We start from the raw sequence: 21,861 nt of genomic DNA, 5'->3' as shown, positions 1-21,861 counted from the left end.
GAGTTACCCAAAAAAAAGACGGAGACATTCATGACCATCCAACGCATCCTGCTCGCGGCAGCATTTGCCATGGCGCTGGCGCCCGCTGTCCATGCACAGCCGAAGACGACGCGGATCGTCGTTTCCTTCACCTCCGGGGGACCTGTCGACTCGGTCGCCCGCATCCTCTCCGAACAGCTCGGCAAGGAGCTGGGCCGCACGGTCATCGTCGACAACAAACCTGGCGCCAACGGCGCGATCGGCGCCGTCGATGTCATGAAGTCGGCCCCGGACGGCGGCACGCTGTGGTTCACCAGCGTCGGCGCGGCTGCGATCAATTCTTCGCTGTACGAGAAGCTCCCCTACGACATGCAGCGCGACTTCGCGCCGGTCTCGCTGGTCGTCAACAACGTCGAACTGCTGGTGACCCAGCAGAGCAACCCGGCCAAGGACGCGGCCGATTTCGTGGCAGCAACGAAGAAGCGCGCCGAAGCGACACCGATGGGCTCCTCCGGCACGGGCAGCATTCCGCATCTGGCAATCGAGCAGCTGGCCGATTCGAGCGGCGCCAGGCTGCTTCATGTCCCCTACAAGGGTGCAGCGCCGGCCATCACGGACCTGATGGGAGGCCAGATCGGCGGATTCTTCGGCGACGTGCCCGGGCTGCTTGGACATCTGCAAGGCGGACGGCTCAAGGCGCTGGGTGTGGCTTCGAACAAGCGGCACCCTTCTTTGCCGGACGTGAAGACACTGGAGGAGCAAGGCATCCGGGGCGTCGACACCAACAACTGGTATGCGCTGTTTGCGCCCGCGAAGACGCCGCCCGAGATCGTCGAGGCGCTCAGCAAGGCGGTGCGTAACACGCTGGCCAACCCGGGCGTGCGCGAGAAGTTGCTGAAGACGGGCACGGAGCCTGCCGGGTCCACGCCCCAGGAACTGGCGACCATCCAGAAGCGGGACACCGAGAAGTGGGCGAAGCTGATCCACACCAAGAACATCAAGGCCGAGTGATGACGACCACCCCTGTCCGCGTACCCCTCGTACAGCCCGGCACACGCCCCGAGCTGGCCGAGATCGAGTCCCGCATCATGGCGCAGCGCGGTCGCGTGTCGCTGCTCTATCAGGTGCTCCTCAACAGCGAACCGATCGCCTCGGGCTGGGAGCGCATGCTCACGGCGGTTCGCAACCAGACTGGCGTACCCGCCGATCTTCGCGAACTGATGATCCTTCGGGTCGCCGTGCTCAACGGCGCCAGCTTCGAGTACGACGCGCACGTGCCGCATGCACAGAAGGCAGGCGTCAGCGCGGAGAAGATCGACGCCGTCCGGCAAGAGGTGCTGCCCGGCGTGTTCGCGCCGCTGGAGCGCCTGGTGCTCGAACTCACGGATGCCATGACCCGCCAGGTCGTGGTTCCGGAAGAGCTCATGGGCCGGATCCAGCAGCACTTCGACCCCAAGGGCGTGGTGGAAGTCGTGGCGACAGTGGCGGCCTACAACATGGTGTCGCGCCTGCTCGTTGCCCTGAACGTCGCGCATTGAACGAGGAGCCCGGAATGCAGGATCTATGGCTTCTCAAGTCCGACACATCCATGGCCGAACAGCCGCTCGCGCCGGTCCGCACGCTGCTGCCTGGAGTTCAGCCATGGCAGGCAATGAATGGCACTTGGGTCTATTTCTACGCGGCAGGGAGCACGCCGCCGGTGCTCACGCCCCAGGGGGTTGCCGGCGAGTGGAAACGGCTCGCCTGCTTGCAGGAGGTACAGGGCGCGTCGGCCGGCCAGGTTGCTTCGCACCACTATGTTGTGGAAACGGACGTGCTTCCCGAGTTCGAGGACGACCTCAACGCCTGGTACGCGCAGGAACACCTGCCCGGACTGGCCGCCGTGCCGGGGACCATCCGGGCGGCCCGGTACATCGACACCGCAGGCTCGCCGCGCTACTACGCCTGCTACGACCTCGCGGGCGCCGAGACCCTGGGCAGCCCCGAGTGGCTGGCCGTGCGTGCAACGCCTTGGAGCTCGCGGATTCGCCCCGCTTTCCGGAACACGGGGCGAACCATGTTTCGTCGGCTGTCGGCCGCACGCTGAGCACGGCTCGCATCGCCGAAGCCTATCGCGCGGATGGTCTGGCCAGCGTAGCGAGCTTCTTCCTGGCCGCCTGCAAAAGACTGCCCCGTTCGACAGGCAGTGCCGCCTTGGTATCTCCGAGCGCGACGACCTCATGCACGGTGGTCGCGGAGAGCTTCGAAGACAACGGGTCGCGCGGCGACATGCCATTGAGCCTGTTGATCGGGATGACGTGCACCTTGAGGTGGCGGCCCATGGTCTTCGACAACTTCTGACAAGCTGTCGTCATGGTGGCTTCGTCAGGGACCAGCCGACCATGCACGACCAGCAGTTCCACAGTGCCTTGCGCGTCCTCTCCCAGAACGAACGCGCGCACGACCGAGTCCTTGAACTTGGAACGCAGCATGGCGCGGATCGGCTCTGCCGCGGCGAACGATTTCAATGCGATGTTCCGCAGTTCGTTGTGAAAGACGAACGAGCGATCGACCTGAACGGTATCGCCCTGGTCTGCCTTCGCCGCCAGCCGCTTCACGATGCCGCTGCGGACGAGATGCTCCACGGTGAGGGCGGTCTCGGCCTCCTCCAGCTTCGCCCGCCGCGCAAGCTCACTCGTCGAGAACTGTTGATCGGGCGCCGCGTACAGGACCGTGAGGAGCTTCTGTACTTCGGGAGAGAAAAGGAAATCCGCGGCACTCATTCTTGCTTTGCTGCTGACACAAAGACCGCATTATCCAAGCGGCATGGAAGAGGTCGGCACCGACGCATCATCTATCGCAGGGGCAGCGCCTGAGTATGAGAGGAAAAGTGACAGCGGTCGGCATCGAGGCGGTTTCCCTGAGCGGCTTTTTTCTCCCTGGCCTCTACCAGCGCCGAACCACTGTCGAGAGGCAGTGTGCGCGCCCCCATCGAAACCAACGTGGAGTCTGTGCGGGAGTTCTGTAAAACGATACCTGCCGTCCTGTGAGGCGCGACCTCGAGGCCTTCGACAAGGTCTCAAGGAGGCCAAAGTAATCCTTTCGAGGAGCAATCACAGAAACCAGAAAAGGACTTTTGATTGCCTCATTGAGCATGTCGTTACGCTTGTTCCGGTCATTGCGGCACGATCTGTGTGCCCGACAAAGTCGGCCAATGCATCTGCAGATGCCGGCCGTAGAACTGTTTGCGGACCGGTTGCCGAAGCGACTCGATGAGACAAGGCCCTGAACGCATGCATGCAGACCGCGAAGAAAAACTGGTCGCCGCCCGCAAGGCATACACGGACGGCCTGCTTTATCTGGCCTTTGATCTCTATCAAGTGCAGGCAGACGAAGGGCATGTCGAAAGCCAGGTTTTTGTCGCCTGGATGTTGTCTCAAGGGGTTGGCTGCGAGAAAGACGAGAGCCAAGCTGCTGCCTACTACGAGCGAGCAGCAGTTCACGGGCATCCGCTGGGCTGCTTCTACTTCGCCCGTTGGTTGACGCGAGCTGGCGAACATGCGAAGGCCCATCGCTTCTATGCGATGGGCGCAGAAAAGCGACATCTGCCCTCGATGTTTCGTGTCGGCTATTCGTTGGCTCATGGCAAAGGCGTTTCACGCGATCTTCAGCGGTCCTATGAAGTCCTGAAAGAAGCTGCGATGCATGGTCATGCCTTCGCGCTGCGAGAACTGGGTCTTCAAGATCTGCGCGGCAGACGAGGTATTGTTTGGCAGCCTATCGGGCTCGTGGAGATTCTTGCCGCAGTGTGCTGGGGCTTCATGGTCTCCATGGTCAATGACGATTCGGATCTTTTGATCTCCTAGACCTTGCTCTGCCGCACAACAATGCTCACGCGGCCGTGATTCGCGTCGAAGAAGTAGATTAAGGCCCTCTTCCTCCAACCTCGTCGTGAGTCCCGTCGCTACAGTCCTAGCAAGTCATCCATGAGAGATTTTTTTGTGAAGTGGCGAAGACTCGTTGTGTTCAGCAGCGTGGCGGTAGTTTGGGTCGGAGTTCTTCTCTATTTCGGAGTCTCCCCGGATCGAGCTGGTGAAAAGCGCCGCAACGCTTGCACTGCTCAGTGCAAGCCACTTGTCGGAGTTCTGGAGGGAGAGAAGTACGTCGGACCGAGCTGGAAAACCAACGAAATCAATTCAACGTGCGTTTGTAGATAGTGACTGTGAGGTTCGCCGCGTTGGGGCTGGGAACAGACATCGGGGCTTTGTCGCGGCCTGCAACTCGACCTTCAATCCCCTCCGGGAGACCGGTCAACCGGCACCTCTCATCCCATCTCCAAATTTCGGCCCAAGTGGTGGCATAGGCTGAGCCTCCGTTGTTCAAAGGAGCTCAACCAACATGCGATACATCACCCAGAAACTTACCGCGGTCTCCATGGCCGCCATCGTTGCGGCATCCACTCTCGGCGGCTGCGTGGTCGCGCCAACTCCCGTTTCCACCAATGTGGTCCTGGCACCTGGCTCGCCCCTGCCGCCCGGGTATCAAGGCGAGGTGTATGTCGTGAGCGACTGGCAGTCCAGAGGTCTCTATGCGCCTCCACAGGGCTACGCCTGGCGCTATGTCGACGGTCAATATGTGCTCGTGGCCGTAGCCACCGGCATCATCGCTGCGACTTTCCTGGCTGCATTTTTTGGACATGGCGGCCATGGCGGGTCGGGGCCAGGTTTTGGTCCTCGCTGAAACAGCGCATCTGTTGCATTGCAGGGCGGTGAACTTGCTGGACGCACTCCGGGCTTTATGGGCGGCAATGGTCGCCATTGGTCAATTCTTCAACTGGCTCCTGAGCTTGTTGGCGTGACTCAATCTCCTCCACGCTCCTGCGGCTCGCCCAGCGACAGCATCAGCCGGTTGGCCCAGTTGAAGAACGCCGCGCCGTGGATGACGTCGGCAATCGCGAGGTCGTCCAGGCCTTGCGCACGCAGCTGCTCGATGTGCTCCGCGCCAAACGCAGATGGCGTAGCCGACAACGCGACCGAGGCCGCCACGATCGCATTCCAGCGCTCGCCCAGGTCGGCCTTCACGCCTTCGTCCAGCAGGCGCTGCACATCGTCCGTGCGCTGCGAGAAATGCGAGGCGAAGCGCGCATGCACCGAGGCGCAGTAGATGCAGCCGTTGTAGCGCGAGGCCGCAGCGGCCGAGAGTTCGCGCTCGGCGCGCGGCAGGCCGGCTTCGGGGTTGTAGAAGATGTCCTTGTCGGTGCGGGTGCGCGCGCCCAATATGTCCGGGTCGCGCGCCAGCAGGCGGAAGTACGGCGACTTGGCGCGCGATGCGTCCACCAGCCCTGCGAAATGCCGCTCGGTCAGTTCAGTCTCGGGCAGCGGTTCGAGCCAGGGCAGCCATTCGAGCTGCGCCTGCGTGAAGGCATTCGGATGCGTGTTGTGGGGATGGCTCAGGACCGATTCGGCAGTCATGGTGTTCCTCGGGTCAATCGACAAGGGTGACGGGGCGTTGCGCCAGCGCCCTGAGGCCGGTGACGACACGGATCTGGAATGCCAGGAAGGCCACGAGCTGCGACAGGGTCACGATCTCGGTGCTCGACCACCCCGCATCGAGCAGCGACTGCAGCGCGGCCGGGCTCGCGTCGCGTGGATGAAAGACCAGCAGGTGCGCATGCACGAGGCCGGCCGAAAGCCGCTCGCCAAGCACCGGACGCTGCGCGGCGCCCACCGCATACGAAGGGCCAGGGGCATCTTCGGCGCTGAGCGGGCCTGCGGGATAGCGCCCGTACGGCCCTTGCGTGGAACCCCGCTTCGTTTCGATGGCGATGGCCTCCGCCACCCCGGCGCGAGCGCCCTGCCCCGCCAGCGCATCGGCATAGAAGCGCGCCACATCGGCCCGCCCGTGCAGTCCGGCGACGAAGGCCGCAACGGCGAACCGGTCTGCGATTTCGAAATGCCCGAACACGGGCGGCGTCGGCGCGAACAGCGAGAGATAACTCTGCTGCGCATGGGTACGCGCCTGCTCGCGCTGCACGCGGATCTGGTCGAGGTGGCTGCCCGGCTCGATGCCGACGAGCCGGTCGATGACATCAGGCACAGCAGACGCAGAAGAAGAAGCGGTGGCGTTCATGAAATCCAGCCTATAGAAGTGCAAGGGATTGAAGGTCCGACACGCTCGCATCGCGCGCCCAGCCGAGGGCCGGCGCGACCACGGTGGCGGTCAGTTCGATGGAGCGCAGGATCGCCTCGTGCGGCGGATCGACGGAGTGCACCTGGCAGACCAGGTCGGTCACGCGTGCGAGCGTTCTGTCGGCGCGCAGAGAGGCGATCACGTCGTCGGGCGATCCAACGTGCACGTCGTACGCGGCGATCAATTGTTCGAGCGGGGCATCAGGGCCGGCGCGGTCAGCGAGGCCGATCTGTCCCGAAGCAGCGAAGCGGGCCGCCGAGCGGCGCAGACCGATGTCGGCCAGGCGCAGCGCCTCCTTGCGGGTCTCCGCGACGAAGACGCTGCGCGAACCCACGATGCGCGGCGTGCTGCCGGGCGGCAATGCAGCAAGGTAGGCATCGACGATCGGGTTCTGAATGTCGGCGAGCGACGCGTCGGGCGCGTGCTCAGGACGCGGCTGCGTGCGCGAGAGCATCAGGCCGTCGCCAGCCTCCCCCGCTCGTGTGCCGCCGCTCACCGAGAACGTGGCCTGCCAGATGCGGTCCAGCAGCGGCGAGCCCGCGGGGTACAGCGTGTCGCCGCCCTGCAGCGGCTTGCCGGCCCACGCTGCGCGCACCGCGGCAAGCTGTCTCGCGAAGATGGCCGAACGGTCGTTGCCATCCAGCCCGAAGGCCGCGAAAGATTCGGGCGTGCCGCCGGTTCCCACGCCCACCTCGAGCCGGCCTTGCGAGAGCAGATCCAGCACGACCGCATCCTCCGCCACGCGCACGGCGTTTTCCAGCGGCAGCGTGACGATGCCCGTGCCCAGGCGAATGCGCTTCGTGCGCGAGGCCACATAGGCCAGGAAGACGAACGGCGACGGCAGCCCTCCCTCGTGTTCGTGAAAGTGGTGCTGCGCCACCCAGGCCGAATCGAAGCCGAAGGCCTCGGCGTGGGCGATCTGCGCAGCGGCGAGACGGTAGCGCTCGGCGGCTGTCGCGTCGTCGAGCAGGCGGCTGAAGAAGCCGAGGCGAAGCTGGCGCGGGGAGTGAGAAGTGCCGGGCATCCGAAGAGAAGAAGGCTGGGTTGTCGAAAGCCTTCGAGTCTTGCCCGTGATGCGGTCCGCAGGGAAATCCGGATTTCGCGCTTGTTTATGCGGTTTGCGTGTATCGCCGCCTGTCCTCGCAGCGGGAGCGCGGAAAGCCGTTCACGCCGTCGTAGGGCGTATCTCCGCCGTGCAAACGCGATTCCGGCCTCCCATCTTGGCCGCGTACAGGGCCTTGTCGGCGGACTGAATCAACTCCTTCGGCGGTCCGTGGGTGACCGAGGGGCTGAGCGCATCCACGCCGGCGCTCAGTGTCACAAAGCCGTCGGGAGCACCGGCGTGCACGATTGCCAGGTCGCGCACCGCGCTGCGGATTCTTTCCGCCAGCACGGCCGCGCCAGCCACATCGGTGTTCGGCAACAGCACGGCCAGTTCCTCCCCGCCGTAGCGAGCCGCGAGGTCTCCCGGGCGGCGGGATGCGAGGCCCGAGATAGTGCGGCCGATCGTCTGCAGGCACTCGTCCCCGGCCGTATGGCCGTAGATGTCGTTGAACTGCTTGAAGCAATCGACGTCGATCAGGATGAGCGCCAGGGTGCTCGCGTCTCGCATGGCACGGCTGAACTCGTTGTCGAGCGTCACGTCGAACTGCCGGCGATTTGCCAAACCCGTAAGGCCGTCCTCCATCGCGAGGGTGTTCAGGGTCTTGTTGAGCGTCTCCAGCGCGTCGCGTGCGCGCCGCAGCTCGGCCTCGGTCTTGCTGCGCAGCTCCATCTGCTTCACCAGCCGCCATCCCACGAAACCGACGATCAACGCCAGGAGAATGACGCCTCCTGTATGCCAAAGCGTTTCCCGCCACCAGGCGGCCAGGATCTCGTCCTTGGAGAGGGCCGCCGCAACGAACAGCGGGTAGTTGGTGAGGCGCCGGAAGCTGTTCAGCCGCGTGATGCCGTCCTGCGCCGACAGGATTTCAGCCGTCCCGACCGGGCCCTGGGTCACGTACGAACGGTAGAGGCCGGTGTCCAGCATGTTTCTTCCGACCATGTCTGTGCTGTACGGCCGGCGAGTCATCATCGTCCCGCTCTCGAGAACCAGCGCGACTGCGCCTGCCTGGCCTATGTCGAGGCTGTCGTAGAACTTCGTGAAGAAGCTGATGTCGATCGTCGCGAGCGCCACCCCGCCGAAGCTGCCGTCCGCGCGATTGATGCGCCGTGACACGGGAATGAGCAGTTTGCCGTTGACGCGGCTCTTCACCGGCACACCGATGTGCGGTCCCCGCTCCTCGTGTTCGCGGTGATAAAGAAAGTACTCCCGGCTCGCGTTGTTCAGGTTTTGCGGCGGTGTCTGCCGGGAGTTTGCGACCCAGTTTCCATCCTTGTCGTAGATGTGAAGCCCGTCGAGCTGCGGGAGCTCGGCCACCCGTATCGCGAGCACCTTGCGAAGCCGTTCGATGGCGGCCGGCCCCGTGCCGTCGTATTCCATGCGTTCGACCATGCCGACCAACGCGGTGTCGGCCTGCTTGATCGTGTCGTCCGCCTGCTGTGCCATTGCACGTGCGAGATTCGACGTCGCAACGCTCATCTGCTGAAGCTGGACCCTTCGCGAGTGCCAGCTGTTCAAGCCGTCGAGCGCCACGAGGGCGAGGCAAACCACGGCCACGAAGGCCGTCGTCCGGAAGGTGATGGATCGTCGACGAAACACGATGCACTTTCGAAGCAGTGATGTCTGAAGCCTTGCCCGACTTTGACACAGCTGCGGCCGAATCGTCACCCTCCGCGCAATCTGCAGGCGCGGTCGTCAGCGCGGCTCAGATCGACCGCACGTCGAAAAACGCCTCGTCGGTGTCTCCCAGGTCGCGAAAGCCCGCGGTACGCGCCGCGTCGTAGGCCTTGGCCCAGCGCTTGGCCATCGCGATCTCCGCCTTCGACAGATCGCTTTCGCTCGATTCGCTCGCGTTCTGGAATGCGCGCAGCGCCTCGACCACATCGGCGCCCAGCTGCCGGTCGATCTCGCGCCGGAAGCGCTGCTCGGCGACCTTCACGGCATCGGCTGCCGGGTGCGGATAGTCGGCTAGCCGCACGGCGTACGTGACACGCGCCTCGACCTCGACGTCTTCGAACTGGAACGGCTCCTCGCGATCTTCTTGCGGCAATGACGGCGGCGGCGCTTGTTGCGACAGTGCGATGGGCAATGCCGTTGCTGCGACCCGCGGGAAGAAAAGCTCAAACTGGTTCATGGTTCATCGCCCCCAAGCGCGTACCGCGCTGAACAAGGCTTGCGGCCAAAATACTGTACGAATATACAGTTTTTTGCCATTGTTAACCAGTCTGCGGCTGCTTGGGCAGTCGATTCAGCGACCGCTGGCGACCAAATGGGGGGCGATCAGTCGGGCTTCGAAGGCAGGTCGCCCTCACGCAGCTTGCGGCCCACCCACATCATTCCCGTCGCGTAGTCGGCAGCCCCGACCTGGATGCCGCCCACAGTTCGCAGCGCACCCGTGCCGTCGTCGGTGGCCGGGCCTTCACCGGTGTATTCGCCCGGCACCAGCACCCGCCCGTCTTTCAGGAAATCGGCGATGCGCAGTTCGCGCATGGCGCGACCCCAGTGCCATTGCTTCTTGACGTCGTAGCTGCTGGTTTTCTTCGGTGGGTTGGTTTTCTTCATTTCATTCGGCTGCATCAAACACTGCCGCCGAGCATAGCCGCGCCCTACTCGGCGCAAGGCCTGGCTGTGCCCCCCGGCACCGACGGCTGAAGCTTCACCGGCTCAGTTGCCTCCCCTGCCTCCACATAGTTGAGGTCAACAGGGTGAACAATTGCCGCGGCGAACTCGCCGTCGAACTTGACGAGGACGTGTTCCCCGCTGGCACCGGTGATGACACCGAATCTGCCGTTGAGCTCGACACGGCTTCCGCGTCGCGCGGGCACTTTGAAACGCACACGGATGTAGGGCAGTCCTACCCGGAAATACTCGACCATTTGATTCCCCGACTTTCTTGTGGCTCGCATCGGCGGCTGTCTTGACAGGACACACCCACCGGCCGCGACACCTGCGACATGCAGTGATGCACTGTCTGCGCATGGCCACGGGGATACGTGTCGGTCAGAGCCTACGCTTGCTGACAGCCATTGGACATCCGCCAATTGGCTAACACCACCCATGTTTGTGGGTTCCGTCAATCGGTATAGGCGCGCAGGCGGGCGCAAATTTCGGCGCGACCAACTTCTGCGCGCCGACAGCGAAAGATTGGGGGGATGCGCCGCTAGTCGAGCTCGCCGACAGCGTCGTCTTCTTCAGCGAACACCGATTCGTCGACCTCTTCGCGCGGGCCGACGTTCAGGTCTTCCGACAGGCCGCGCAGCACGGTGTAGCCCGCCTGCAACGCCTCGGCGTAGGTATGAAAGCCCTTGGCCGCCTCCATCAGCGGTTCGAACTCCATCGAGTTGTCGAAGGATTCCAGCAGCACCCAGAAATAGTCGCCCTCGTCGTGTTGATCCACTGTCAGGGCGATGGAGATAAGTTGACCAGCCATCCGCGCATGGTGGCGCGCCCAAATGACAATCCGAAGAAGCGGGTGTGAACGTTCGGCTTCTACGTTGCCTTCTCCGCCGGCCACCGCTCACCGGTCAGCCGGCGGCCTCCAGAAACTCGAAGCCCATCGTCCGCGCGTGGTAGTGCAGCCCGCCGTCCTGCACGATGAGGAAGAGCGCGCCGCGCGGGCCTGCGTTGTGGTGCGAATGCGGCGCACCGGGTGGCGTGACCAGCGTGGACCACGGCGCCCACGGGCACACCGCACCGCCCACCACCGAATGGCAGCCCTCGCCCTGCACCACCAGCGTGATGGCGGCGGAGTTGTGGCGGTGCGTGCGCTGGTGCGTGTTCGGCTCGAGCGTGTTGAAGCTCAATGTCAGCGTGGGCGTAAGGTTGCGTGCGGCGGCCTGCCGGTCGGACGAGAAGATCAGCGCGCGGCCCGAGGTCTCCTCGCTCGTGCCGCTCGAAAAAATCAGCGCGAACTGGTGCTCGATCTCCGCGGCCGAATAGTGCACGGCGTCGATGGTCGCCTTGGCCACGGGCGCCGGCTGCGCGCGTTCAAAAGCCAGCTGCGGCTCGTTGCCGACAGTCCACAGCAGCACGTCCTCGGCGCCCGCTTCGAGCCGGTAGCCCGGCGCGCCGGGCAGCAGGAACACGTCGCCCTTGCCGAAAGTCAACCTGTCGACCGCGCCTGTCAGGCTGCCGCTGCCGGAAATCACGTACCAGACCGACCCAGTGGCGCACACGTCCAGCGGCAGCAGCGCATCGCGGGCGGCAATGCGCACGTAGCGCGCGAGCATCAGCGGCGTGGTGGCCGGGAAGCCACAGCCCAGCGCCCGCGACTGGTCGCAATCGAACATGCCATAGCGTCCTTCCGGCGGCGGCGAGAAGAGCCGCGCGGGCACCTCTGGCAGCTTCACGTTGAAGGCGTTGCCGGAATTGAAGAAGCGCGCCCTGGCCTGCGCGACGCTGGCCGGCGCGCGCGGATGCTGCATCGGCAGATCGGCCATGTCGACGACGGTGGCGATGTCTGCGGCAGTCATGCTCCGGCTCCCACATAGGGCATCACCACACGCAGCAGCACGTTCGCGCCAGCCGCCACGTGCGCCGGCTCCGCCCACTCGTGTTCCGCATGGCTCACGCCGTCGCGGCAGGGAATGAAGATCATCGCGCTCGGGCACAGCGGCGCCATGTGGCGCGCGTCGTGGCCGGCAGCCGAAAGAATCGGCATGTGCGGCTGTCCGATGCGCTCGGCGGCTTGCGCAATCGCCTGCTGCAAGGCGGGATCGAAGCCATTGGACGGCGCATCGACCAAGGGGGTCACGCTCGCCTGGCAGGGCGCGGCAAGCGAATCGCACAGCGCGGCCAATCGCTGTCCCAGATGTTCGAGCACCGCGTTGTCGGGATGCCGCAGGTCGATGCGCAGCGTCACCCGCTCGGGCACCACCGAGGGTGCGTTCGGCTCGACCTGCAGCCGGCCGATGGTGAATTTCACCGCGTCGTCGTGGCCGCCGATCTCGGCATAGAGCGCCGTCGCGATGCGCGTGAAGGCTGCGAGCGCATCGCGCCGCTCGACCATCGCGAGCGTGCCGGCGTGACCACGCTCACCCTCGATCACGACATCGAATGTCTTCTTGCCCTGGATGCCGGTGACGACACCGATCACGCACTCCTGCGCTTCCAGTATCGGCCCCTGCTCGATGTGCGCCTCTACATAAGCCGCCATCGGAAAGCCCAGCGACCGCCGCCGCAGCGACGGGAACGCAGCGTGCAAGGCATCGAGCGCATCGGCGACAGAGATGCCGCTGGCATCGCGCACCGCACGCACGGCCTCGAGGCTGCGCACGCCGGCAAAGGCCTCCGAGCCCATCATGCCGGGCGCGAAGCGCGAGCCCTCCTCGTTCATCCACGCCACGCAGACGATGTCCACCGGCGGACGCACGCCACGCCCGGCCAGCGTGGTCAGCACCTCCAGCGCAGCCACCACGCCGTACACGCCGTCGAAGCGCCCGCCGCCGGGCTGGCTGTCGAGATGGCTGCCCGCGAGCACGGGTGGCGCGTCGCGGTCGGCGCCCGGCAGCGCGATGAAGAGATTGCCGGCCGCATCGGTCGAAGGCTCCAGCCCTGCCGACAGGGCCCAGTCGATCATCGTGCGCCACGACGCGATCTCTTCCGCGCTCAGCGCCTGCCGGTCTACGCCGCCGCCCGGCGTGGCGCCGATGCAGGCGAGCGTCATGAGCCGGTCCCACAGGCGATCGGCATCGATGCGCCAGATGCCTTGCTCTCCGGCGACTTCTTCGGTGGCGGTTTCGGCGGTCATCAGTCGGTCTTCATGATCTGGCTGGGGAGCGCACGCGGATCACGCGGCTTCCACTGGCCGGCCTCGACCTGCGCGAAGAACTCGGCCAGCAAGGCGTTGAACGCGGCTGGCTCTTCCAGGTTGAGCGTGTGGCCGGTCTTGGGCATCACGGCCAAGCCGCAGGCCGGTACGGTCTTCTTGAGGAAGACGCCGGGCTGCAGGCAATGGTCGTCCTCGTCGCCGACCACCACGAGCGAGGGCACGTTCATCGCGCGCAGATCGCTCTCCAGGTCGTAGATCGACGGGCGCCGCGCCTGCACGCCGCGCATGGTGTTGGCCGCGCCGACGGCGTCGTGCTCGCCGAGCCAGGTCGCAAACTCCTGCCAGCCGCGCGGGTCCTTGTTCTGGAATTGCACGCGGCTCGCGCCCAGCGAATAGGTGCGGGCGAATTTCTCGGAGCCCTGCGCTTCGAACTGCTTGGCCACTTCGAGCGAGACGCCGCGGAAATATTCCTCGTGCTCTTTCTCCGCGCCGTAGCCCGCGCCGGCAATCACCAGCGACGAGGCCCGCTTCGCATGGCGAAGGCCGAAGTGCAGCGTAGCGAAGCCGCCCATCGACAGGCCCACAATGTGCGCGCGCTCCAGTTCCAGCGCGTCCATCACGGCGGCGATGTCGTCGGCCGCGGTGGCTTGCGAATAGCGCTCCATGTCGGCCGGCACGTCCGACGGCGGATAGCCGCGCGCACCGAAAGTCACGCACTGGTGGCGCCGCGCGAAGTAGCGCATCTGCGGCTCCCAGCTGCGGTGGTCGCCGCCGAACTCGTGCACGAACACGATCGGCGTGCCGCTGCCGGCGGTCTCGTAGTAGAGGCGAACGCCGTCGGGGGTGATGGCAAAACTCATCGTCGGCCTTTCTTCTTCAGGACGCTCAGAACAGCGCTGCCGTGGCCGGCAGGCTGCGCGCACGCTCGACCGCCTGCGGCAGCACGTCGCACAGCGCCTGCGCCCAGGCCTTCGGTACGGTGGTGGAGATCTTCACGAAGCGATGTCCGAAGCGCGGCGTGTGATACGTGCCCTGCCGCACCATGATGTCGTGCTCGCCCAGCGCGCTGACCAGCGCCTCGGGCGTCACGCCAGCCTTGCTGCACTCGACCACGATGAAGTTGGCCTGCGACGGGAACACCGGCACCTCGAAGCCCGGCAGCTTCGCGAAAGCGTCGACGATCATTCGCTGGTTCTCACGCTGCTGCGCGATCACTTCGGCCATCCATTCGTCCTTCACGCCCAGGCCCGCGATGGCCGCGCGCTGCGCCAGCACGCTCGCACCCAGCGGCGCCTGCGAATGCGGAAGGATGCGCGCGAGCAGTTCGGGCGAAGCCACCAGTGCTCCGAGGCGCAGGCCCGCGAGGCCGAGCCATTTCGAAAAGCTCACGATGGTCACGGTGCCTTCCGGGTAGAAGCGCGAAGCCAGCGTGTGGCTGTCGGCAAAGTCGCGGTAGGTGCAGTCGTGAATGAGGATGGCGCCGATCTCGCGCGCGCGGTCTGCAAAGGCACGGATCTCATCTTCGGTGTAGGTGGTGCCCAGCGGGTTGTTCGGGTCCACGAGGTAGATGACCGCTGTGTTCACGTCGGTCGACGCGGCCAGCGCTTCGGCCGACAACTTGAAGCCGTACTCCGGCCCGTAGATCGGAATCTCGGTGATCGCCGAACCGGCCTTGGCGGCAAACTGCAGCGGCCATTTCCAGCCCGGGTCGGTGGTCACGAAGCCCTTGCCCGCCCCGCAGAAAGCACGGCAGGCCAGCGCCAGTGCGGACACCGCGCCGTCGGTCACCACGGCCGACTGGTCCGGCACGCCCAGGTCTTCCACGATGGCCGAGCGCAGAGCTTCCATGCCCAGCGGCGGCGCATAGGCGTGAAAGCTCTCGTCGTCGATGGCGTCGTGCAGCGCCTTTCGCACGGCAGGGTGCAGCGGAAAGTGATTGGTGTTCTGGCCCAGCCACATCAGGTCTGGGTTGGTGAACAGCCGGTCGAAATACTGGTTGCGGGTTTCGGCGTCGCTCGTCACGGCCGGCACTGCAGCGGCGGGGTTCAGCGCCGCGTTCATGCCGCGAGCCTCCGGGCCTGTTCGGCCTCGACCACCTTCTTGCTGGTCTTGATGATCGAGCCGCGCGCCGCGATGCCGCCGTCGATGGTCACCACCGTGCCGGTGATGTAGCCGGCGCGCGGTGAAGCCAGGAACACCATCAGCTCGGCCACTTCTTCCGGCGTGGCCGGGCGGCCGCCGGGGTAGTTGTCGAACAGCTCTTCCCAGCGGCCTTCGTCGCCATGGGTGTCGAAGGCGCGGCGCTTCATGAGCTTGACCATGCGGTCGGTCGCCACGGGGCCGGGGTTCACGCCCACCACGCGGATGCCGTCGTCCAGGCTCACGCCGCCCAGGGCACGCGTGAAGGCCATCACTGCGGCGTTGCCGGTGGAGCCGGCGATGTAGTTGGCGTCCCAGTTCTCGCCGGAGTTGCCGATGTCGTTCACGATCACGCCGCCGCCCGCGGCCTTCATGCGCGCGTAGTAGATCTGGCTGAGCTCCATGTAGCCCAGCACCTTGAGCTGGAAGCCCCGGCGCACCACGGCGAAGTCGAGCGATTCGATGGGGCCGGCCGGAATGTCGCCCGCGTTGTTCACGAGGATGTCGACGTGCCCGGCCGCTTCGGCCAGCTGCGCCATCGCGCCGGGCGCGGCCAGGTCCATCGGGTGGACGCGCACGTTGATCGGGTAGATCTTCTCGATCTCTTCCTTGGCGGCCGCCAGGGCGGCGCCGTCGCGTGCGGCCAGTTGCAGGTGGCAGCCTTCGGCCGCGAACGAATGGGCGGCCGCAAGGCCGATGCCCTTGGAGGCGCCGGTGATGAGTACGGTCTTGCCTTCGAGTTCGAGTTTCATGGAGTGATGTCCTGGGATGCGATCGAAAAAGGGTGGCGTTGAGTGCGTTGAAAGAAGGGGCTCAGGCAGCCCCGTTGTCCTGCTCGGACAGCGCGGCGATCAGGTCGACGATGTCGTCCTCGAGCAGGCTCACGTGGTCGATGGCGGCGTTGAACGCTGCCCCCGGGTCATTGCGCCGGATGGCATCGAGGATGGCGCCGTGCTCGCCGATGGTGGCGGTCATGCGACCGGGCTGGAAGGTCACGTAGCGGCGGTACACGCGCACGCGCTTGCGCAGCGCGCGCGTCTGCTCGGCGAGGTAATGCGTGTTGGAGGCTTCGTAGAGCGCGTCGTGGAAGTCCTGGTTCACGTCGTAGAAGCGCGAGTGGTCGCCCGAGGCGAGGATGCTCGTCAGCTCGTCGTGCAGCTGGCTCATGCGCTGCTTCTGCGCCTCGGTGGCGCGGCGCGCGGCGAACTTGGCGCACAGGCCTTCCATCACCGCCATCATCTGGAACATCTCGATGAGCATGGGCAGCGAGATGCGCGCCACGCACACGCCCCCCTGGCGGCTGCGCAGGTCGACGAGGCCGGTGGCGGCCAGCGCCTTGAGCGCCTCTCGCACCGGCGTGCGCGACACCTTGAAGCGTTCGGCCAGCTCGGCTTCGTCGAGCCGCGCGCCGGGCTTCATGACGCCGCTGACGATCAGGTCTTCGAGCGTGTCCTTCAGTTCGTCGGACAGCGTGGCGCCCTTGCCGCGCTGGCGCTCGCGTCCGCGCAGCGCCGGAGGTTCTGCTGCCATCTCGGGTTCGTTCGGTTCCATGTTCTTGCCTTCCTTGTTGTGCTTGTCTTTGTCGGTTTTCAAACGCGGGGCCTGCTCGGCGGATCGGAATGTCAGAAGGGACGATCACCGGCAACGGTGGTGCGATGCATCACGCGGCGGTACACGTTGTCGTCGTAAGGCGTGGCGCGGTGCATGGTGCAGCGGTTGTCCCACACCAGCAGGTCGCCCGCGAGCCACTTGTGGCGGTAGCTGAACTCCGGCGAGATGGCGTGCGCGTTCAGCTCGGCCAGCAGCGCGGTGCTCTCATCGGCGGGCAGGCCGTCGATGTGCTTGACCACGTCTTCGCCCACGTACAGCGAGAGGCGGCCGGTTTCAGGATGCGTGCGCACCAGCGGATGCACCACGTCGGGCGTGGCCGCCAGTTGCTCGGGCGTGAGCGGGTTGCGGTCGGCAAAAGCCTTGCCGTAGTAGTTGGCGTAGCTGTGCGTGGCCGTCATGTGGCGGATGCGCGCCTTCATGTCGTCGTCAAGCGCTTCGTAGGCGGCGTGCATCGAGGCGAAGAAGGTGTCGCCTTCCACCGGCGGCACTTCGAGCGCGTAGAGCAGCGCGCCCATCGAGGGCTCGGCCTTGTACGAGAGGTCGGAGTGCCAGTTCCAGCCCTCCTTGTGGTTGCCGATGGGCTTGCCGTTCTCCGACACGTTCGACAGCACGTAGACCTCCGGGTGCTCCTTCTTCAGGAACTGCGTGAGCACGTGGCCCAGCAACGTACCGAAACGGCGCGAGAAGGCCACGTGCTGCGATTCGTTGATGCTCTGACCGCGCAACAGCAGCACCGAGCGCTGGTTGAGCGTGTCGCGCAGCACCGCGAAGTCGGCGTCGCTCACGGGCTCGCGCAGGTCAATGCCTTTGACTTCGGTGCCGATGAAAGAGGTGAGGTTCTCGAGTTGCATGGTCGAAATGTGTCTCTGGGAATGAAGAGGAAAGTGCCGGCACTCAAAGCCGGTAGTCGGGTTGGGTGCGCTCCAGCATGCGCAGGAACGCAGGCCATTCGCGCGTGCCGGGCGGCAGGATGTCGCCGGCGAATTCGGTGAACTGGCGCGCGGCCAGATCGCTCACTTCGGGCTGCGGGTACACCGGCGATTCGCCGGGCGCCACACCGCCCTGTGCGAGCAGCTGCACCTTGGCCGCCTTCTCGAAGTAATACATGAGGATGAAGGCCTCGGGAATCGTGCGGCCCACCGTCAGGATGCCGTGATTGCGCAGCACCAGCGTGTGGTGCGGCCCCAGGTCGCGCACCAGCCGCTCGCGCTCGCCGGTTTCCAGCGCCACGCCTTCGTAGTCGTGGAAGGCGGTGTGGCCCTGGTAGCGCATCGCGAACTGGCTCAGCGGCGCCAGGCCGTTGGGCATGGCGGCAATGGCGGTGCCGGCCTCGGAGTGGGTGTGCAGCACGCACAGCGCATCGGGGCGCCCTGCATGGATCGCGCTGTGGATCACGAAGCCGGCCTGGTTGACCTCGGCGTCCGTGTCGTCCACCTTGTTGCCGTCGAGGTCGATCTTCACCAGCGACGAAGCCGTCACCTCGGAGAACAGCAGCCCGTAGGGGTTGATGAGGAAATGATGTTCCGGCCCCGGCACGCGTGCCGAGATGTGGTTGTAGATCAGGTCGTCCATGCCGAAGTGCGCCACCAGCCGATAGCAGGCGGCGAGCTGCACGCGCAGCCCGGCTTCGGTGTCGGGGTATGCCGCGGGATTCGTCTTTGCCATCAGCGCCACCACACGAGTTTCTGATCGATCCATACCAGCAGGCCGTAGAAGACCATGCTCGCAATCGATGCAACAAGCACTGCCGACCACACGCTCAGCAAGTCGACCTGCTGGGTCGATTCATAGATCATTCGCCCGAGCCCCGCATAGGCGCCCAGCATCTCGCCGACGATCGCGACGATCATGCTGCGCGGCACGCCGATGCGCAGCGCGGTGACCACCGAGGGCATTGCCACCGGCAGGCGCAGGCGCCACACGATCTTCAACTGCCCTGCCCCGAAGCTGCGCATCAGGTTCACGGCCGCGACGTCGGCCTGCTTCAGGCCGTGCAGCGCGTTCACCAGCATGGTGAAGCCGACAGCCAGCGCCACCAGCGCGATCTTCGAAGCGGCGCCGAGGCCGAACCAGATCAGGAACAGCGGCGCATAGGCCACGGTCGGCACGGCGTTCACCGCCACCGCCAGCGGCATCACGATGCGCTCCAGCGGCGGAGCCAGCAGCAACACCACGGCCAGCAACAGCCCGAGCACGCTGCCCAGTGCATAGCCGCCGAGCGCCTCGCCCAGCGTGGCCAGCAATGCGCTCATCAAGCGCCCCGGGTCGGTGAACGCATGCTGCACGATCGTGCCCAGGCTCGGCAGCACGAACGGCGGAATATTGAAGAGCAATATCGCGCCCTCCCACACCGCGAGCAGCACGACGATGCCCAGCACCACCGGCACGACGGGCGACTCCATCAGCTTTCGCTGCGCCACCATACGAGCCTCCTTTCCACGAAGGTGAGCAGCCCGTAGAGCAGCGCACCCATCAGCCCACAGGCAAACATCACCACCCACAGGCGCACCACGAGGTCGGCGTTCATCGCCTCCATGAGCATCACGCCCAGGCCCACGGTTTCGCCGAACCATTCACCCACCACCGAGCCGATCAGGCTGAGGCCAACGGCCACGCGCAGCCCGACCATGATCTGCGGCAGCGCCGAAGGCACGGCCAGCTTGAAGAACATCACCAGGCGGTTGGCGCCGAAGCTCTTCATCAGCGCGATGCGCTGCGGGTCGCACGACTTCAGGCCGCGCAGCGTGTTCACCGTGACGGGGAAGAAGGTCAGGAAGAACGCCGTCATCACCTTGGCCAGCAGCGAATTGCCGAACCAGATGACGATGAGCGCGCCGAAAGCCACCACCGGCACCGTCTGCGACACCACGAACAGCGGGAACACCGAGCGCTCCATCCAGCGCGAATAGGTGAACACCGTGCCGCAGGCGCAGCCGAACACCGCGCCCATCGCGAAGCCGAGCACGGTTTCGAGCAGCGTGCGGCCGAAGCCACGCGCAAGCTGCGGCCACACTGACCACGCGTCCTGCGCGATGGCGCTCAGCGCCGGCAGGTAACGCGGCGAAGGCGCGAAGGCGTGTACGCAGATCTCCCACACCAGCGCCAGGCCCACGAAGGCCAGCGCGGGCGAGCGCACTGCGCGCTGCAAGAGGGCGTTCACGAGGCGGTGCCCTCCTGCGCGAAGGTCTTCTGGCTTTCTTCCTCGATCTCGGCCAGCAGGCGCTGCTTGATGCGGATGAACTCCGGCGACAGCACCACCGACGGGTCGCGCGGGCGCGGCAGGTCGATCACGGTCTCGCTCTTCACCGTGCCGGGGCGCGCCGTCATCACCAGCACCTTGTCGCCGAGCAGGATCGCTTCGTCGATGTCGTGCGTGATGAACAGCACCGTGCGGCGGTGCCTGGCCCAGAGCTCCAGCAGCCAGTGCTGCATACGGGTGCGCGTGAGCGCGTCGAGCGCGCCGAAGGGTTCGTCGAGCAGCATCAGGTCGCGCTCGAACAGGAAGGTGCGCATCAGCGCGACTCGCTGGCGCATACCGCCCGAGAGTTGGTGCGGATAGTGGTTGGCGAAACCCGCCAGGCCGAACTCGGGCAGCATGGCGCGGGCCCGTTCGCGCGCTTCCTTGCGCGGCACGCCTTCCACCTCGAGCGCGAGGATGGCGTTGTCGAGCACGGTGCGCCATGGAAACAGCAAGTCGCGCTGCGGCATGAACGACACCTTGCCGAGCAGCTGGCCGTCGCGCTGCGGTGCGCCACCGAACAGCAGCGAGCCGTCGTCGTCAGGCGGCAGCAGGCCCGCGATCATGTTGAAGAGGGTCGACTTGCCGCAACCCGAGGGGCCCACGAGCGTGACGAACTCGCTCTTCGCGATCCGCAGGTTGACGCCCGACACCGCGACGGTCCTGGCCTGCGCTTCGCCGAAGCGCTTCCATACGTTGACCAGCTCGAGCATGGGCGGCGCCGTGTCGCTCACGGCGGGCGGCATCACTTCGTGAGGCATGAATTTCATGGCTGCGGCGATGCGGCTCAGAACTTCTTGTCGGCCGCGGGCACCTGCGTCCAGAAGCTGGCGTCGTAGGCCTTCGACAGGTCGGCCGGCGCCTTCAGCGCCTTGTAGCCGACGAGCTGCGCCTGCATCTTCTCCACCGTGGGCAGGTCGATGGCGAGGATGCCGTCGGTGGTGCCCTTGCCGGCCTTCACGAGCTTCTCGAATTCGTCGAGCATGGCCTCCTGGTGCGCGCGGTTCAGGCTGGGGGCGGCAGCCATGACGATATCGATGGCTTCCTTCTTGTTCTGCAGCGCGTACTTCCAGCCCTTGATGGTGGCGGTCAGGAAGGCCTGCACCTGCTGCGGCTTCTCGTTGCGGTACTTCTCCGACACGAGCACGGTGTCCTGCTGCACGACCACGCCGTAGTCGTCGGGCTTGATGAGCGTGAGCTTGTCGCCCAGGCCCTGCTCCTTCAGCGTGTTGAGCTCGTTGTAGTAGGTGGCCGCGGCCACGTCGAACTGCTTCTCGACGAAGGGCGCCATGGAGCCCGACTGGGGAACGATGGTGAGGTCGCTCTGCTTCACGCCGGCCGAGGCCAGCATCGAGTACAGCGTGTACTGCGTGCCGGTGAACCAGGTCGCGACCTTCTTGCCCGCGAAGTCCTTCACCTTGGTGATGCCGGAGTCCTTGTAGGTCACGTATGTGAAGGGCGTGTTCTGCACGGTCACGCCGATGCAGACCAGCGGCAGGCCTTTCTCGCGGGCGAGCAGCACGGTCTCGGTGCCGCCGGCCAGGCCGAAGGTGTCGTTGCCCGAGGCGACCAGCGTCTCGACGTTCAGGTTGGGACCGCCCGGGTTGATCGTCAGGTCGAGGCCGCCCTGGTCATAGAAGCCCTTGGCCTTGGCTACGTAGAAGCCGGCGAACTGCGCCTGCGCCAGCCACTTGAGGCGCAGCGAGACCTTCTCGGCGGCAGACGCGGGCATGCCCGCCAGAAGAGCCATCGACGTTGCGACGGCGGCCAGGATACGCAAGGACTTGAAAGACATTGGATGGCCTCATGGATACAAAAAACTCTCATAGCAGTATTCATGCCATACAATTTCAG

The 21,861-nt window shown here is 65.5% G+C and carries 26 protein-coding genes; 5 read left to right on the top strand and 21 right to left on the bottom strand.

Annotated elements, in window-relative coordinates; genetic code table 11:
* The first annotated feature begins 30 nt into the window (after positions 1-30).
* From ACZYSP_RS17025 to ACZYSP_RS17015, 3 genes are read left to right on the top strand one after another with little or no spacing between them, the layout of a single operon-like run.
* Entirely contained in the window at positions 31-990 is a 960-nt protein-coding gene (locus ACZYSP_RS17025) for a Bug family tripartite tricarboxylate transporter substrate binding protein (RefSeq protein WP_093051989.1), read from the top strand.
* On the top strand, positions 990-1,517 hold the full coding sequence (locus ACZYSP_RS17020; protein WP_093078176.1) for a carboxymuconolactone decarboxylase family protein: 528 nt from the start codon (positions 990-992) through the stop codon (positions 1,515-1,517). The genes ACZYSP_RS17025 and ACZYSP_RS17020 overlap by 1 nt, the downstream gene beginning before the upstream one ends.
* A gap of 50 nt (positions 1,518-1,567) precedes the next feature.
* Positions 1,568-2,065: a hypothetical protein gene (locus ACZYSP_RS17015; protein WP_489015440.1), complete on the top strand. Its 498-nt coding sequence runs from the start codon at positions 1,568-1,570 to the stop codon at positions 2,063-2,065.
* Positions 2,066-2,087: 22 nt separating this feature from the next.
* On the opposite strand, the gene ACZYSP_RS17010 is transcribed toward ACZYSP_RS17015, so the two are convergent.
* On the bottom strand, positions 2,088-2,741 hold the full coding sequence (locus ACZYSP_RS17010; protein WP_093078173.1) for a hypothetical protein: 654 nt from the start codon (positions 2,739-2,741) through the stop codon (positions 2,088-2,090).
* A gap of 510 nt (positions 2,742-3,251) precedes the next feature.
* Between ACZYSP_RS17010 and ACZYSP_RS17005 the strand changes: the two genes are divergently transcribed.
* Together ACZYSP_RS17005 and ACZYSP_RS17000 are read left to right on the top strand one after the other, a co-directional pair.
* Complete coding sequence (locus ACZYSP_RS17005; protein WP_177192813.1) at positions 3,252-3,824, top strand: tetratricopeptide repeat protein; 573 nt, start codon at positions 3,252-3,254, stop codon at positions 3,822-3,824.
* A 532-nt stretch (positions 3,825-4,356) separates the two neighbouring features.
* A complete protein-coding gene (locus ACZYSP_RS17000) occupies positions 4,357-4,698 on the top strand; it encodes an RcnB family protein (RefSeq protein ID WP_093078170.1) in 342 nt (113 codons plus the stop codon).
* Positions 4,699-4,817: 119 nt separating this feature from the next.
* On the opposite strand, the gene ACZYSP_RS16995 is transcribed toward ACZYSP_RS17000, so the two are convergent.
* From ACZYSP_RS16995 to ACZYSP_RS16900, 20 genes are all read right to left on the bottom strand, one after another.
* On the bottom strand, positions 4,818-5,429 hold the full coding sequence (locus tag ACZYSP_RS16995; RefSeq protein WP_093078169.1) for an alkylhydroperoxidase domain protein: 612 nt from the start codon (positions 5,427-5,429) through the stop codon (positions 4,818-4,820).
* Between the two features lie 13 nt (positions 5,430-5,442).
* Entirely contained in the window at positions 5,443-6,087 is a 645-nt protein-coding gene (locus ACZYSP_RS16990; RefSeq protein ID WP_093078167.1) for a CMD domain protein, read from the bottom strand.
* Positions 6,088-6,097: 10 nt separating this feature from the next.
* A complete protein-coding gene (locus tag ACZYSP_RS16985; RefSeq protein ID WP_093078166.1) occupies positions 6,098-7,171 on the bottom strand; it encodes a putative FMN-dependent luciferase-like monooxygenase in 1,074 nt (357 codons plus the stop codon).
* 141 nt (positions 7,172-7,312) lie between these two features.
* Positions 7,313-8,848, bottom strand: coding sequence for a GGDEF domain-containing protein (locus ACZYSP_RS16980; protein WP_093078164.1), 1,536 nt, complete (start codon positions 8,846-8,848; stop codon positions 7,313-7,315).
* 106 nt (positions 8,849-8,954) lie between these two features.
* A complete protein-coding gene (locus ACZYSP_RS16975; RefSeq protein ID WP_093078163.1) occupies positions 8,955-9,383 on the bottom strand; it encodes a hypothetical protein in 429 nt (142 codons plus the stop codon).
* Between the two features lie 146 nt (positions 9,384-9,529).
* Positions 9,530-9,811 (bottom strand): hypothetical protein, encoded by a 282-nt coding sequence (locus ACZYSP_RS16970; protein ID WP_093078161.1) that lies wholly within the window; start codon positions 9,809-9,811, stop codon positions 9,530-9,532.
* 44 nt (positions 9,812-9,855) lie between these two features.
* The gene (locus ACZYSP_RS16965; RefSeq protein ID WP_093078160.1) at positions 9,856-10,125 is read right to left on the bottom strand and encodes a hypothetical protein; all 270 of its coding nucleotides are present in this window, start codon (positions 10,123-10,125) and stop codon (positions 9,856-9,858) included.
* Between the two features lie 284 nt (positions 10,126-10,409).
* A complete protein-coding gene (locus ACZYSP_RS16960) occupies positions 10,410-10,679 on the bottom strand; it encodes a hypothetical protein (RefSeq protein ID WP_093052028.1) in 270 nt (89 codons plus the stop codon).
* Positions 10,680-10,773: 94 nt separating this feature from the next.
* Entirely contained in the window at positions 10,774-11,721 is a 948-nt protein-coding gene (locus ACZYSP_RS16955) for a cupin domain-containing protein (RefSeq protein ID WP_093078158.1), read from the bottom strand.
* Positions 11,718-12,998, bottom strand: coding sequence for a Zn-dependent hydrolase (locus ACZYSP_RS16950; protein WP_093078157.1), 1,281 nt, complete (start codon positions 12,996-12,998; stop codon positions 11,718-11,720). Before ACZYSP_RS16950 ends, ACZYSP_RS16955 begins: the two co-directional genes overlap by 4 nt.
* Positions 12,998-13,879, bottom strand: coding sequence for an alpha/beta fold hydrolase (locus tag ACZYSP_RS16945; RefSeq protein WP_093078155.1), 882 nt, complete (start codon positions 13,877-13,879; stop codon positions 12,998-13,000). Before ACZYSP_RS16945 ends, ACZYSP_RS16950 begins: the two co-directional genes overlap by 1 nt.
* Positions 13,880-13,904: 25 nt before the next feature.
* Entirely contained in the window at positions 13,905-15,080 is a 1,176-nt protein-coding gene (locus ACZYSP_RS16940) for a pyridoxal phosphate-dependent aminotransferase (RefSeq protein WP_093078153.1), read from the bottom strand.
* Positions 15,077-15,910, bottom strand: a complete 834-nt coding sequence (locus ACZYSP_RS16935) for an SDR family oxidoreductase (protein ID WP_093052042.1) — start codon at positions 15,908-15,910, stop codon at positions 15,077-15,079. The genes ACZYSP_RS16940 and ACZYSP_RS16935 overlap by 4 nt, the downstream gene beginning before the upstream one ends.
* Positions 15,911-15,971: 61 nt before the next feature.
* Complete coding sequence (locus ACZYSP_RS16930; RefSeq protein ID WP_093053149.1) at positions 15,972-16,709, bottom strand: GntR family transcriptional regulator; 738 nt, start codon at positions 16,707-16,709, stop codon at positions 15,972-15,974.
* A gap of 71 nt (positions 16,710-16,780) precedes the next feature.
* Complete coding sequence (locus ACZYSP_RS16925) at positions 16,781-17,620, bottom strand: TauD/TfdA dioxygenase family protein (RefSeq protein WP_093078152.1); 840 nt, start codon at positions 17,618-17,620, stop codon at positions 16,781-16,783.
* A gap of 43 nt (positions 17,621-17,663) precedes the next feature.
* Positions 17,664-18,467, bottom strand: a complete 804-nt coding sequence (locus ACZYSP_RS16920; RefSeq protein ID WP_489015432.1) for a class II aldolase/adducin family protein — start codon at positions 18,465-18,467, stop codon at positions 17,664-17,666.
* A complete protein-coding gene (locus ACZYSP_RS16915) occupies positions 18,434-19,192 on the bottom strand; it encodes an ABC transporter permease (RefSeq protein ID WP_093078150.1) in 759 nt (252 codons plus the stop codon). The genes ACZYSP_RS16920 and ACZYSP_RS16915 overlap by 34 nt, the downstream gene beginning before the upstream one ends.
* The gene (locus tag ACZYSP_RS16910) at positions 19,171-19,929 is read right to left on the bottom strand and encodes an ABC transporter permease (protein ID WP_093078149.1); all 759 of its coding nucleotides are present in this window, start codon (positions 19,927-19,929) and stop codon (positions 19,171-19,173) included. The genes ACZYSP_RS16915 and ACZYSP_RS16910 overlap by 22 nt, the downstream gene beginning before the upstream one ends.
* Positions 19,926-20,777, bottom strand: a complete 852-nt coding sequence (locus ACZYSP_RS16905; protein ID WP_093078147.1) for an ABC transporter ATP-binding protein — start codon at positions 20,775-20,777, stop codon at positions 19,926-19,928. Before ACZYSP_RS16905 ends, ACZYSP_RS16910 begins: the two co-directional genes overlap by 4 nt.
* A gap of 17 nt (positions 20,778-20,794) precedes the next feature.
* The gene (locus ACZYSP_RS16900; RefSeq protein WP_093052056.1) at positions 20,795-21,802 is read right to left on the bottom strand and encodes an ABC transporter substrate-binding protein; all 1,008 of its coding nucleotides are present in this window, start codon (positions 21,800-21,802) and stop codon (positions 20,795-20,797) included.
* Positions 21,803-21,861 lie beyond the last annotated feature (59 nt).

It is taken from the genome of Variovorax sp. F042, assembly GCF_057814215.1.
The sequence above is the reverse complement of the archived record's forward strand: the minus strand, read 5'-3'. Positions and strand labels throughout refer to the sequence as shown.

Excerpts from the sequence above, each read along its gene's own strand:
- ACZYSP_RS17025 (WP_093051989.1), top strand. The coding sequence starts at position 31 with ATGACCATCCAACGCATCCTGCTCGCGGCAGCATTTGCCATGGCGCTG.
- ACZYSP_RS17020 (WP_093078176.1), top strand. The coding sequence starts at position 990 with ATGACGACCACCCCTGTCCGCGTACCCCTCGTACAGCCCGGCACACGC.
- ACZYSP_RS17015 (WP_489015440.1), top strand. The coding sequence starts at position 1,568 with ATGGCCGAACAGCCGCTCGCGCCGGTCCGCACGCTGCTGCCTGGAGTT.
- ACZYSP_RS17010 (WP_093078173.1), bottom strand. The coding sequence starts at position 2,741 with ATGAGTGCCGCGGATTTCCTTTTCTCTCCCGAAGTACAGAAGCTCCTC.
- ACZYSP_RS17005 (WP_177192813.1), top strand. The coding sequence starts at position 3,252 with ATGCATGCAGACCGCGAAGAAAAACTGGTCGCCGCCCGCAAGGCATAC.
- ACZYSP_RS17000 (WP_093078170.1), top strand. The coding sequence starts at position 4,357 with ATGCGATACATCACCCAGAAACTTACCGCGGTCTCCATGGCCGCCATC.
- ACZYSP_RS16995 (WP_093078169.1), bottom strand. The coding sequence starts at position 5,429 with ATGACTGCCGAATCGGTCCTGAGCCATCCCCACAACACGCATCCGAAT.
- ACZYSP_RS16990 (WP_093078167.1), bottom strand. The coding sequence starts at position 6,087 with ATGAACGCCACCGCTTCTTCTTCTGCGTCTGCTGTGCCTGATGTCATC.
- ACZYSP_RS16985 (WP_093078166.1), bottom strand. The coding sequence starts at position 7,171 with ATGCCCGGCACTTCTCACTCCCCGCGCCAGCTTCGCCTCGGCTTCTTC.
- ACZYSP_RS16975 (WP_093078163.1), bottom strand. The coding sequence starts at position 9,383 with ATGAACCAGTTTGAGCTTTTCTTCCCGCGGGTCGCAGCAACGGCATTG.
- ACZYSP_RS16970 (WP_093078161.1), bottom strand. The coding sequence starts at position 9,811 with ATGAAGAAAACCAACCCACCGAAGAAAACCAGCAGCTACGACGTCAAG.
- ACZYSP_RS16965 (WP_093078160.1), bottom strand. The coding sequence starts at position 10,125 with ATGGTCGAGTATTTCCGGGTAGGACTGCCCTACATCCGTGTGCGTTTC.
- ACZYSP_RS16960 (WP_093052028.1), bottom strand. The coding sequence starts at position 10,679 with ATGGCTGGTCAACTTATCTCCATCGCCCTGACAGTGGATCAACACGAC.
- ACZYSP_RS16955 (WP_093078158.1), bottom strand. The coding sequence starts at position 11,721 with ATGACTGCCGCAGACATCGCCACCGTCGTCGACATGGCCGATCTGCCG.
- ACZYSP_RS16950 (WP_093078157.1), bottom strand. The coding sequence starts at position 12,998 with ATGACCGCCGAAACCGCCACCGAAGAAGTCGCCGGAGAGCAAGGCATC.
- ACZYSP_RS16945 (WP_093078155.1), bottom strand. The coding sequence starts at position 13,879 with ATGAGTTTTGCCATCACCCCCGACGGCGTTCGCCTCTACTACGAGACC.
- ACZYSP_RS16940 (WP_093078153.1), bottom strand. The coding sequence starts at position 15,080 with ATGAACGCGGCGCTGAACCCCGCCGCTGCAGTGCCGGCCGTGACGAGC.
- ACZYSP_RS16935 (WP_093052042.1), bottom strand. The coding sequence starts at position 15,910 with ATGAAACTCGAACTCGAAGGCAAGACCGTACTCATCACCGGCGCCTCC.
- ACZYSP_RS16930 (WP_093053149.1), bottom strand. The coding sequence starts at position 16,709 with ATGGAACCGAACGAACCCGAGATGGCAGCAGAACCTCCGGCGCTGCGC.
- ACZYSP_RS16925 (WP_093078152.1), bottom strand. The coding sequence starts at position 17,620 with ATGCAACTCGAGAACCTCACCTCTTTCATCGGCACCGAAGTCAAAGGC.
- ACZYSP_RS16920 (WP_489015432.1), bottom strand. The coding sequence starts at position 18,467 with ATGGATCGATCAGAAACTCGTGTGGTGGCGCTGATGGCAAAGACGAAT.
- ACZYSP_RS16915 (WP_093078150.1), bottom strand. The coding sequence starts at position 19,192 with ATGGTGGCGCAGCGAAAGCTGATGGAGTCGCCCGTCGTGCCGGTGGTG.
- ACZYSP_RS16905 (WP_093078147.1), bottom strand. The coding sequence starts at position 20,777 with ATGAAATTCATGCCTCACGAAGTGATGCCGCCCGCCGTGAGCGACACG.
- ACZYSP_RS16900 (WP_093052056.1), bottom strand. The coding sequence starts at position 21,802 with ATGTCTTTCAAGTCCTTGCGTATCCTGGCCGCCGTCGCAACGTCGATG.